This is a genomic window from Paracoccus aerodenitrificans (assembly GCF_027913215.1).
GTDB lineage: Bacteria > Pseudomonadota > Alphaproteobacteria > Rhodobacterales > Rhodobacteraceae > Paracoccus > Paracoccus aerodenitrificans.
Genome location: NZ_CP115784.1, coordinates 1,464,068 through 1,474,992, shown reverse-complemented (window position 1 = coordinate 1,474,992; position 10,925 = coordinate 1,464,068). Strand labels below are relative to the sequence as shown.

Below are 10,925 nucleotides of genomic sequence, written 5' to 3'. Positions count from 1 at the left end.
GCGGCAATGCTTCCGCTATCATGCCGCGTTAGCGCCGTCAGTCTTGCCGCCCTGCAAGCGCAAGCCTAAGACAAGCGCGATGATTGACCCCTCAGGAGGATTGAGAATGCCCGCGCCCAAGGATTTCAACGACCGGATGCTGTCTCTGGGCCTTGCCCGCGTCTCCGAGGCGGCGGCTCATGCCTCCGCCCTGCTGATCGGACGCGGCGACGAAAAAGCCGCCGATCAGGCCGCCGTCAATGCGATGCGCGATCAGCTGAACAAGCTGGACATCAAGGGCGTGGTGGTGATCGGCGAAGGCGAACGCGACGAAGCGCCGATGCTGTATATCGGCGAAGAGGTCGGCGCGGGGAACGGACCCGAGGTCGATATCGCGCTCGACCCGCTGGAAGGCACGACGCTGACCGCAAAGGATATGCCGAACGCGCTGACCGTGATCGCTATGGCCCCGCGCGGCACGATGCTGCACGCGCCGGATGTCTATATGGACAAGCTGGCCATCGGACCGGGTTATGAAAAAGACGTGATCAGCCTCGACATGTCCCCGACCGAGCGGGTCGAGGCTCTGGCCAGAGCGCAGGGCGTCAAGACCACGGATATCACCGTCTGTATTCTCGAACGCCCTCGCCACGAAGATCTGATCGCCGAGGTCCGCGCGACCGGCGCGGGCATCCGGCTTATCACCGATGGGGATGTGGCGGGCGTCATGCATTGCGCCGAACCGGATCTGACCGGGATCGATATGTATATGGGTGCAGGCGGTGCGCCCGAGGGCGTGCTGGCGGCCTCGGCGCTGAAATGCATGGGCGGCCAGATCTGGGGCCGGCTTCTGTTCCGCAATGACGACGAACGTGGCCGGGCCGAAAAAGCAGGGATCACCGATTTCAACAGGATCTATTCGCGTGACGATATGGTGCAGGCGGATGTGATCTTCTCGGCCACCGGGGTGACCAACGGTTCCATCGTGCGCGGCGTGAAGCGCGAGCCGAAATTCCTTGAGACCGAGACCATCCTGATGCGCTCGAAAACCGGCTCGGTCCGCCGCATGATCTACCGCAACCCGATTCGCTGATCCAAGGGGGCGCTCGCGCCCCCTCTGGCCTGACGGCCATTCACCCCCTGAGGATATTTCCGCCAGTGTGAAACGCTTTCATCCTGGCCCAAATATCCTTGGGGGAGTCCGCAGGACGGGGGGCGAAAGCCCCCTTACGGCCTCTGCTCTTGCCTCGGCGCGGCCTCTGTCGCATCTATGCGCCATGACCGCATTCCTGAATGTCGAATCCTCTTTGACGGGCCGCCGATGGGTCAGCCCGGATGATGCCCTTATCCGTCATGCCGAGGGGTTGTCGCAGGCCACCGACCTGCCCCTTGCGGTCGCCCGTATCCTCGCCGAGCGCGGTATCAGTGCCGAGGAAGCCGCCGGATATCTTGCGCCGACCCTGCGCGAAATGCTGCCGGACCCGCTATGCCTGAAAGATATGGCACAGGCGGCAGAGCGATTGGTGGCCGCCGTGACCGGACATGAGCGGATTGCGATCTTTGCTGATTACGATGTCGATGGCGGCGCGTCGGCCGCGCTGCTGATCGATTGGCTGCGGCGTCAGGGCCGAAAGGCGACGCTTTACGTCCCTGACCGGATCGACGAGGGATATGGACCCAACGCCCCTGCCATCACCGGGCTTGCGGCGAAACATGATCTGATCGTCTGCGTGGATTGCGGCACGCTGTCGCATGATGCGTTGGCGGCGGCTGACGGCACGGACGTAATCGTGCTGGATCACCATCTGGGCGGGGAAACCCTGCCCCCGGCCCTTGCTGTGGTCAATCCGAACCGGCAGGACGAGGATGGCAGCCTTGGCCATCTCTGCGCTGCGGGGGTTGTGTTTCTGACGCTGGTGCAGGCGGGTCGTGTCCTGCGCGATCAGGGCCTGCCCGAGCCGCCATTGCTGCCATTACTGGATCTGGTGGCGCTTGCGACCGTTGCCGATGTCGCTCCTCTGACCGGGGTGAACCGGGCATTTGTACGTCAGGGTCTGGCGATCATGGCGCGGCGCGAAAGGCCGGGTCTGGTTGCGCTCTCCGATATCTCCAAACTCGACACCGCCCCATCCAGCTTCCATCTGGGCTTCATGCTGGGTCCGCGCATCAATGCGGGCGGTCGGGTCGGAAAGGCCGATCTTGGGGCGCGTTGCCTGTCAAGCGCCGACCCGGCCGAGGCGGCCAGACTGGCCGAGATGCTGGACGAGCTGAACCGCGACCGCCGCGCGATTGAAGCCGCTGTGCGGGAAGAGGCACTGTCTCAGGTCGAGGCCCGCGGCGACACCACCCTGTCATGGGCCGCCGGAGAAGGCTGGCATCCCGGCGTTGTCGGCATCGTTGCCGCCCGGGTCAAGGAACGGACCAACCTGCCCTCGGTCGTCATCGGGGTAGAGGGCGGGACCGGCAAGGGATCTGCCCGCTCTGTCGCGGGGGTCGATCTGGGCCGTGCCGTTCAGCGCCTCGCGGCAGAGGGGCTGATCGAGAAAGGCGGAGGTCATCGCATGGCAGCAGGCCTGACCGTAGCCGAGGCCGGAATCGCGGCAGCCATGCAACGCCTGGCCGAGATCATCGAACCGGAACTGGCCATCCGCAGCGGCGCGAACGATTTGCGCATCTCGGGCCTGCTGGAGCCCGCCGCTGCATCCCCTGAACTTATGGAGATGATCGAGGCAGCCGGTCCCTTCGGCCAGTCCTCCCCTGCCCCGCGCTTCGCATTCTCCGATCTGGTGCTGGACAGTGCCGCCACGATGGGAGACGGCCATCTGCGCACAGCCTTCCGCGTCGCCGGTCAGAAACCGCTGGAGGCCGTGATCTGGGGCGCGATGAGCAGCCCGCTCGGTCCGGCCCTGCTGGATGCGCGAGGGCAAAGATTCCACATCGCCGGCAAGCTTGAGCTGTCCCATTGGGGCGGCCGCAGCCGCGTCCGCCTGCGTCTCGACGATGCCGCACGGGTTTGAGAATGTTTTTTACCGGAATGGTAATTTTTCGTCTTGCAGCTTCGGCGATGCTGACCTAAACACCGCTCCACGCCGCGAGCGACGCTCGCAGGACGCCAGAGATGGCCCGTTCGTCTATCGGTTAGGACGCCAGGTTTTCAACCTGGAAAGAGGGGTTCGATTCCCCTACGGGCTGCCAATATTCAATAAGAACCAAGAATTTTATCTGCATTTTATACACTATCCGGTTGAGTGTTTGGCTGCGTTTTGCCAATAGATGATGTCGTGCTGTGTTAGGGTCAGGACTCGTTCTTGATCATAACTAGAAGATGACGGTCGCGGCGAGCAGGATTGCAGAGAAGAAGGTCTCGGGGCAACGGTCGTATCGGGTGGCGACGCGCCTCCAATCCTTGAGTCGGCCGAACATGATTTCGATGCGGTTGCGGCGTTTGTAGCGCCGCTTGTCGTATTTGACGGGTTTCTTGCGCGACTTCCGACCCGGGATGCAAACCTTTATCCCCTTGTTTTTCAAGGCATCTCTGAACCAGTCGGCATCATAGCCCCGATCGGCCAGCAGCCAATCCGCCTCCGGCAGGCTGTTCAGAAGTGCCGCTGCCCCGGTGTAATCGCTGACTTGTCCGGCGGACATGAAGAACCCTATCGGGCGGCCCTTCGCGTCGGTGACGGCGTGCAGTTTCGTGTTCATGCCGCCTTTCGTTCGCCCGATCTGGCGCCCGCGCCCCCTTTTTTGACCCGCAGGCTCGAGGCCGTGCGGTGCGCTTTCAGATAGGTCGCGTCGATCATGATCGTATTGTGTTCGGCGCTCTCGGCGGCGAGGCCCACCATGATCCGGGCGAAGGTCCCGTTCTCGCTCCAGCGCTTCCAGCGGTTGTAGAGCGTCTTGGCGGGGCCGTAGTCCGTCGGCGCGTCGCACCATCGCAAGCCATTACGATTGATGAATATTATGCCGCTCAGCACACGCCGGTCATCAACACGGGGCTTGCCATGGCTCTTGGGAAAGAAGGGTTTGAGGCGCGCCATCTGCGCTTCTGTCAGCCAGAAAAGGTTGCTCATAAATCAGGTCTCCTTGCGGAGCCTGAATCACGTCAAACGCCCGAGATCAATGGGTCTGGAGCCTACAGTTGGCTATTTCCGTCATTGTCTTCAAAAATCAGATAATTACAGATATTAACTCTGATAGCGGATCGAGGAAAATTTACCGAGACAGATGCCGTAACACCATAGAACGCCGAAGGCTCATTATAGCCTGCATATTCTGGCGACCCCGGAAGGAATCGAACCCTCAACCTTGGACTTAGAAGGTCCCTGCTCTATCCAGTTGAGCTACGGGGCCGCGCGCGGGTTTAGATGGCGGAAAAAAACTGGCTTCGCAATGGGAAATCCCACCAATATCTCCGCGTACCAGCAATCAGCACAATAATGGCTTCCGGTTCTGTGCATGGCGTTCGGCAAATTTGCGACCGATCCGGCCCGGGACGAGAAAACGCGCCGGGACGGTGGCTGGGCCTTCTCGCAACTCAGGGAAAATGCTGTAGATTTCACGCATCGCGGCAGGTCCGACCGATTTCAGCGCCTCCGGTCCGGTATAGAGAGATTCCGTCTCCGCGCCGTTTGACAGGACTATTTGATGATTGTCGAACAGGAAATGCACATAGGTGATCCGATCAATATCCTCGGCGATCTCGATTCCGTCGATCTGACAAAGCTGTTTCGCCGCGACGAGCACCTCTGAGGCGCCGAATATTCGCATCGCGATCTTTGAGCGTACCAGAATGCGATGCTGGGGTGAGACCAGAAGATCGGCTTCGGGCAGTCCCAGACCAAGCGCCGCCCGACGGATGCGGATCGGACGCAGCTTGGGGTTTGCAGCAAGATCTGCCGGGCCGAGCATGCGCTTGCCGATCCAGCGGATGGGAAGCAATCCGCTGTCACGGGTTTCGACAAGATCCCCGACCTGAAGATCACCTGCGCGGATCTGCTCTCTGTCCTTGCAGCGGATCAGCGTGTCAGACCCGAAGCAGGGTACGGCGGTATTATCCCAGGTAAGATTGCCAGCCGCGACGGCAGATCCGCCGTTCTTAAGCGTGAGGGTGAAGTTGAGCCCGATTTTATTGAGATCGTCAAGAACGCCATCCGCCTGATCTGCGCGCAACCAAGCAAGACGATTGGCATAAGTGTCCTGACCTGCCAAATCACGCACGTCGTTAATGGCTTCCAGGTTTTCCGCAGTATAATAGCTGCTGAGGTCGACAAAATCATTGTCGTTCTGCCCGGTTCCTTCTGTGATATTGCCATTATTGAAATCCTGCCCGTCACCGGTATTGAAATCGTTGATCGTGTCGCCGTCACTGGCTACGAATGTATCGAACCCGTTTCCGCCAAATATAGAGTCAGCACCGGAGCCACCATTGATGAGGTCGTCGCCGTCGCCTGCGTAAAGCTCATCATCTCCCCCGCCGCCGAAGACCTCGTCATCTCCAGTATCGGCAAAAATGAAATCTGCCCCGTCACCGCCGTCAATATAGTCATTCCCGCCCTGCCCGAAAATTTCGTCACTGCCACCCTCGCCCCAGACACTATCGTTGCCGGACCCGGCATCCACGAGATCAGCACCATTGCCTGCGCGAATGGAATCGCCGCCGCCGGCCCCCTCTATATAGTCGTCGTCGTTGGAGCCGGTGAGTGTATCAGCACCGCTGGTGCCAAAAAAGTTAGGCATAGTGAACTCTAATAAACGACGCCAGAAGGCTAAGAGAATTTATATATATACTCCGCAGCTAAGAAGCTGCATTCGGAGCAGACAATAGGCCAAACAACCTAGAATTCTTAGGTGTTGTCAACATTTATACTGTCGGCCCCCGGGTATCAACATTAAACAAGTTTGGTTTGTCAGCCATCTCGTCATGACTAGTCAGATAGCTTCAGCTTCATGAACGTGCTCATCGGATCCGGGAGGTAGCTTCCGAAAGGCGGGCAATCCTGAAATCCGGCCCGGCGGTAAAAGGACCGTGCGGCTTCAAAGCTGGGTTGCGCTCCGGTTTCGAGGAATACCTGCCGAAGCCCCTGTTTGCTGGCCAGATCAATAAGCGCGTCGAGAACGCGTTGCGCAGCGCCGGTTCCGCGCATTTCCTCCAGCACATGCATCGACTTCAACTCGGCCGCATCCGGTGTAAATATCTTGATCGCGCCCATCGCGATTGCGCGGCTTCCGTGTCTCAGGACCAAAAGGCTGATCTCCGGCACGGCCAGTTCCGATCTGTCGAGCATATGGATGGATTCCGGCGGCGTATCGACATGGCAGAATTGCCTGTGCCGCGCGAAAAGAAGGTCCAGATCGGGATCCAGCGGATCGGCATTTTCGATGTGAAAACCGGGCAAGTTGACCTCACAGCAGACAGGAAAGCTGAGGCGCAGGAAACCGTTTCATGGTCAGGCGTCAAGCTCTTCGCGGCATGCAGCCCTGACTTTTTCCAGATATTCATACCACCCTGACCCGGAAAGCAACCCATATCAAAACAGGATTTCGCAACTGCGTTGGCTCTTGTTATACATCTGTAATAGCTTCCGGTATCGTTTCGGAAAATATGCGACAGGATGTAACATGGCGACCTTGAAGGATGTGGCGAAGGCGGCGGGGCTGTCGGTGACTCAGGTCAGCAGGGCACTGAACAACCATTCGGATGTCAGCAAGACGACGCGGGAGCGGGTTCATAAGGTAGCAAGGTCGCTGCGTTATCAGCCGAATCTCTCGGCGCGGAAACTGGTTTCGGGACGCTCGGGCATGGTCGGACTGGTCGAACCGCGCACGCCGCACCTCGCATCGGATGGTCTTTTCATGGAGGTGGTGGCCGGTCTTTCGACGCAATTTTCGGAAATCGGGATGCAGTTCGTGCTTCATATTGCCCGGCCGGATGAACCGATCCTGCCTGTCTATCAAAGGCTGATCGGCAATGGGGCGCTTGACGGATTCGTGCTGACCCATCCCGAAGAGAACGATCCCCGCGCATCACTTCTTGCTGATGAAGATGTCCCCTTCGTGGTTCATGGACGGATCGGCGAGGCTGCGGAACATGCCTATTTCGACATTGATAATGAAGGGATTTTATACGAAATAACCCGGCATCTGACCGGGCTTGGTCATAAGAATATCGCCTTTTTCAACGGGCTTGCCGGGCGCAGCTATGTCACCGCACGCGAGCGCGGCTACCTGAAGGCTCTGAACGATTCCGGTATCCCTGCGGCCAACGCGCTTATTCGCAACGGTGAGATGACCGAGGCATTTGGATTGCTGTCTACCGTGGAACTGTTCTCAGGCGGCGCCCTGCCCGTGACGGCGATTATTTGCAGCAATTCGCGAATCGCAAAAGGCGTGTATCAGGCAGTCGGGGCGATGAACCTTTCTGTGCCTGACGATATTTCGGTGATGGCGCATGACGATCATGTCGCCAATCTTGAAACCGCCGCTTTTTATCCTGCGCTCAGCGTAACCGACGCACCGTTGCGGGAAAGCTGGGCGCCTCTGGCGAGATGTCTTGCCGAAGCGATTGACGGCGCACCGCTTTCACAGCTTCAGCAAGTCGGCCCTCACCGGATTTTCCTGCGTCAGTCTACCGCAGCACCGCCGCGTTCTAATGCCTGATACGAAGAATCCTTGACAGATGTACCTCGTTTTCGTTAATAAATCCGAAACGTTTCGGGACGTCGCGATCGGAGAGGAGCCCGCGCCGGAACCTGCGGGAAATTAGTGGCACGGGGATCTTCCCCGTGATTTTTGGAGGAGGATTACATGAAAAAACACAACGCAGCGCTTGGTATTTCTGCCGCGGCCATGATGGCGGTTTTCGGAACCGGATCGGCCTGGGCGGTTGAACTGTCCTATGTCAGCGGTGCTGTCGGGACTGCAATCGAACATCTCAAGGAAACCATGAAGCCCTGGGAAGAGCGTACCGGCAATACGGTGACCATCGTTCCGATGCCGCCCTCCAGTTCCGATCAGTTCGCGCAGTACCGTCTGTGGCTCTCGGCGAATACCAGCGATATCGACCTGTATCAGACCGACATCGTCTGGGCGCCGCAATTATCCGATCATTTTGTCGACCTGAGCGAGGCTGCCAAGGACCTGATCCCGTCGCATTTCGAATCCGTCATTCAAAGTCAGACGGTGGATGGCAAGCTGGTCGCTTTGCCGCTGTTTACGGATGCGCCCGCGCTTTATTACCGCACCGATCTTCTGGAAAAATACGGCAAGCCCGTCCCGCAGACATGGGAAGAGCTGACGCAGACAGCGCAGGAAATCCAGGATGCTGAGCGGGCTGAGGGAAACAGCGAGCTTTGGGGTTATGTCTGGCAGGGCAATGCTTATGAAGGGCTGACCTGCAACGCGCTCGAATGGATCAACTCGGCTGGCGGAGGCCAGATCATCGAGCCGGACGGGACGATCTCCATCAATAACGAAAACGCAGTTGCCGCGCTTGAAACCGCATTGTCCTGGATCGGCACGATCAGCCCGCCCGGCGTTCTTGCGTATCAGGAAGAAGAAGCCCGCGGAGTCTGGCAGACCGGCAATGCGGTGTTCATGCGCAACTGGCCCTATGCTTTCTCGCTTTCGAACAGCGATGACAGCGCAGTGAAGGGCAAGTTCGATGTCGCCCCCCTGCCCTCGGGCGGAGACGGGCCTGCTGCGACGCTTGGTGGCTGGAATGTTGCGGTTTCCAAATATTCCGAACATCAGGAAGCGGCGATCGATCTGGCACTGTATCTGTCCAGCCTTGAGGGGCAGAAATCCTTCTCCATGAAAAACGGCAACCTGCCGACCATCCCTTCCCTGTATGACGACGCCGATATTGCCGAAGAGGTGCCTCTGATCCCTCGCTGGAAAGAGGTGTTCGAGCAGGCTGTGCCGCGCCCTTCGGCTCCGACCAAGGGCAAGTATAACGAGGTTTCCGCAATGTTCTGGTCAGCCGTCCACGAGACGCTGGCAGGCAACGGAACCGCAGCGGAAAATCTTGAGCTTCTTGAGCTGGATCTGGACGACCTGAAAGGGTCTGGCTGGTAATCAGTTACGCCGCAGCCGAAGCGGAGGTTCCTCACCTCCGCTTCGCCACCGGCCCTTTTCCGGGCCATGACGAGGAGCTTTTCAATGTCCGATCATTCTTTGGGCGGGGCTAGTGGCCCAAGCCTGAAACAGCTGAGGCAGCGGGCCGCCTTCTGGTTCCTTGCGCCGATGCTGGTTGCTCTGTTCTGCGTGGCGGCCTGGCCGCTGATGCGCACCATCTGGTTTTCCCTGACCGACGCGACACTGTCGAATCTGTATGACGCAGAATGGGTCGGTTTCTCCAATTATCTTGAGGTCCGCACCCTGTCTTCGGGCCGCACCATCTACCGCGGCACGCTGGTTGATGCGGATTGGTGGAATGCGGTCTGGAACACGGTCCGTTTCTCGGTGATCTCTGTCGCATTCGAGACGGTTTTCGGCCTGATCGTCGCTTTGGTGATGAACGCCGAATTCAAAGGCAGAGGCCTTGTCCGCGCCGCAATTCTGATCCCCTGGGCGATCCCGACCATCGTTTCGGCGAAAATGTGGGGATGGATGCTGAACGACCAGTTCGGGATCATTAACGATATCCTGCTGAATCTGGGCGTCATCAATGAGAAGATCGCCTGGACGGCGAATATCGACACGGCCATGACGGCGGTGCTGATCGTCGATATCTGGAAAACGACGCCTTTCATGGCGCTGCTGATCCTTGCCGGGCTTCAGATGGTGCCGCGCGATATTTATGAAGCAGCGCGGATCGACGGGGTGAATCCGGTCAAGGTGTTCTTCCGGGTGACTCTGCCGCTGATCCGTCCCGCGCTGATGGTGGCCGTGATCTTCCGGATGCTGGACGCATTGCGCATCTTCGATCTGGTCTATGTGCTGACCCCGAATTCATCGGCGACCAAGACGATGTCGGTTATCAGCCGCGAAAACATGATCGATTTCGACAAATTCGCCTATGGCGCAGCGCAATCGACGCTTCTTTTCGCGATCATCGCCATCTTTGTCAGCCTTTATATCTGGCTCGGCCGTGTGGATCTGTCGGGAGACCGGTCATGACCCAGAAAAAAATACTGAAAACCATTGGCTTTTACGCCCTTGTCGTCGTCATCGTTCTGTTTGCGGTGTTCCCGTTCTACTATGCGATTGTGACCAGTTTTTCGACCGGGACGGCGCTGTTTCAGGTCAATTACTGGCCCAGAGTGTTCGACCTCTCGAATTATGAGGCGGTGCTGAACAGCCGGAACTTCCCGCGTTCGATCCTGAACTCTGTTTTTATCGCAGGCTGCACCGTGGCATTCGCGCTGTTTCTGGCGGTCACGGCCTCATATGCACTGGCGCGGGTGCCGTTCCGGGGGCGGGGTCTGTTGCTGATGACCATCCTTGCGGTGTCCATGTTCCCGCAAATCGCGGTTCTGGCCGGGTTGTTCGAACTGATCCGCTTTCTGGGTATCTTCAACACCCCCTGGGCGCTGATCCTTTCTTACACGATCTTCACCCTGCCCTTTACCGTCTGGGTGCTGACGACCTTCATGCGGGATCTGCCTGTGGAAATCGAGGAAGCCGCAATCGTTGACGGTGCCTCGCCCTGGGTGATCATCACCAAGGTGTTCCTGCCGCTTCTGTGGCCCGCATTGGTCACAACCGGGCTTCTGGCATTTATCGGCGCGTGGAATGAGTTTCTGTTCGCGCTGACCTTCACCAGCTCCGAGACGATGCGGACCGTTCCTGTTGCCATCGCGCTTCTGTCAGGGGCCTCGCAACAGGAAATTCCGTGGGGACCGATCATGGCGGCCTCGGTTATCGTGACCGTGCCTCTGATCGTCCTCGTCCTCTTCTTCCAACGCAAGATCGTGGCGGGCCTGACCGCCGGCGGTGTGAAAGGCTGA

9 protein-coding genes and 2 tRNA genes are annotated in these 10,925 nt (G+C 58.8%); 7 read left to right on the top strand and 4 right to left on the bottom strand.

Features of this window, described 5'->3' with window-relative positions:
• Positions 1 to 106 precede the first annotated feature (106 nt).
• The 3 genes from glpX to PAE61_RS08670 all read left to right on the top strand — a co-directional run bounded on the left by glpX (position 107) and on the right by PAE61_RS08670 (position 3,174).
• Positions 107 to 1,072 (top strand): class II fructose-bisphosphatase, encoded by a 966-nt coding sequence (gene glpX, locus PAE61_RS08680; RefSeq protein WP_271114915.1) that lies wholly within the window; start codon positions 107 to 109, stop codon positions 1,070 to 1,072.
• 184 nt (positions 1,073 to 1,256) lie between these two features.
• The gene (recJ, locus tag PAE61_RS08675) at positions 1,257 to 2,996 is read left to right on the top strand and encodes a single-stranded-DNA-specific exonuclease RecJ (RefSeq protein ID WP_271114914.1); all 1,740 of its coding nucleotides are present in this window, start codon (positions 1,257 to 1,259) and stop codon (positions 2,994 to 2,996) included.
• Between the two features lie 103 nt (positions 2,997 to 3,099).
• A tRNA-Glu gene (locus tag PAE61_RS08670) sits at positions 3,100 to 3,174 on the top strand.
• Between the two features lie 123 nt (positions 3,175 to 3,297).
• Here the strand turns inward: PAE61_RS08670 and PAE61_RS08665 are convergent.
• From PAE61_RS08665 to PAE61_RS08650, 4 genes are all read right to left on the bottom strand, one after another.
• A protein-coding gene (locus tag PAE61_RS08665; protein WP_271114913.1) for an IS5 family transposase occupies positions 3,298 to 4,049 on the bottom strand; the annotation gives its coding sequence in 2 pieces (ribosomal slippage) (positions 3,298 to 3,713 and positions 3,713 to 4,049; 753 coding nt in all).
• Positions 4,050 to 4,252: 203 nt separating this feature from the next.
• Positions 4,253 to 4,329, bottom strand: a tRNA-Arg gene (locus PAE61_RS08660).
• Between the two features lie 75 nt (positions 4,330 to 4,404).
• A complete protein-coding gene (locus PAE61_RS08655) occupies positions 4,405 to 5,715 on the bottom strand; it encodes a Hint domain-containing protein (RefSeq protein WP_271114912.1) in 1,311 nt (436 codons plus the stop codon).
• Between the two features lie 188 nt (positions 5,716 to 5,903).
• On the bottom strand, positions 5,904 to 6,374 hold the full coding sequence (locus PAE61_RS08650; RefSeq protein ID WP_271114911.1) for a GNAT family N-acetyltransferase: 471 nt from the start codon (positions 6,372 to 6,374) through the stop codon (positions 5,904 to 5,906).
• 223 nt (positions 6,375 to 6,597) lie between these two features.
• On the opposite strand from PAE61_RS08650, the gene PAE61_RS08645 reads away from it, so the two are divergent.
• The 4 genes from PAE61_RS08645 to PAE61_RS08630 all read left to right on the top strand — a co-directional run bounded on the left by PAE61_RS08645 (position 6,598) and on the right by PAE61_RS08630 (position 10,925).
• A complete protein-coding gene (locus PAE61_RS08645) occupies positions 6,598 to 7,635 on the top strand; it encodes a substrate-binding domain-containing protein (protein ID WP_271114910.1) in 1,038 nt (345 codons plus the stop codon).
• Positions 7,636 to 7,782: 147 nt separating this feature from the next.
• Positions 7,783 to 9,051 carry an ABC transporter substrate-binding protein gene (locus PAE61_RS08640; protein WP_271114909.1) on the top strand — a complete coding sequence of 423 codons (1,269 nt, stop codon included), beginning with the start codon at positions 7,783 to 7,785 and terminating at the stop codon, positions 9,049 to 9,051.
• A gap of 84 nt (positions 9,052 to 9,135) precedes the next feature.
• Complete coding sequence (locus PAE61_RS08635; protein ID WP_271114908.1) at positions 9,136 to 10,095, top strand: carbohydrate ABC transporter permease; 960 nt, start codon at positions 9,136 to 9,138, stop codon at positions 10,093 to 10,095.
• Positions 10,092 to 10,925 carry a carbohydrate ABC transporter permease gene (locus PAE61_RS08630; RefSeq protein ID WP_271114907.1) on the top strand — a complete coding sequence of 278 codons (834 nt, stop codon included), beginning with the start codon at positions 10,092 to 10,094 and terminating at the stop codon, positions 10,923 to 10,925. Before PAE61_RS08635 ends, PAE61_RS08630 begins: the two co-directional genes overlap by 4 nt.

Excerpts from the sequence above, each read along its gene's own strand:
- glpX (WP_271114915.1), top strand. The coding sequence starts at position 107 with ATGCCCGCGCCCAAGGATTTCAACGACCGGATGCTGTCTCTGGGCCTT.
- PAE61_RS08645 (WP_271114910.1), top strand. The coding sequence starts at position 6,598 with ATGGCGACCTTGAAGGATGTGGCGAAGGCGGCGGGGCTGTCGGTGACT.
- PAE61_RS08655 (WP_271114912.1), bottom strand. The coding sequence starts at position 5,715 with ATGCCTAACTTTTTTGGCACCAGCGGTGCTGATACACTCACCGGCTCC.
- PAE61_RS08635 (WP_271114908.1), top strand. The coding sequence starts at position 9,136 with ATGTCCGATCATTCTTTGGGCGGGGCTAGTGGCCCAAGCCTGAAACAG.
- PAE61_RS08640 (WP_271114909.1), top strand. The coding sequence starts at position 7,783 with ATGAAAAAACACAACGCAGCGCTTGGTATTTCTGCCGCGGCCATGATG.
- recJ (WP_271114914.1), top strand. The coding sequence starts at position 1,257 with ATGACCGCATTCCTGAATGTCGAATCCTCTTTGACGGGCCGCCGATGG.
- PAE61_RS08630 (WP_271114907.1), top strand. The coding sequence starts at position 10,092 with ATGACCCAGAAAAAAATACTGAAAACCATTGGCTTTTACGCCCTTGTC.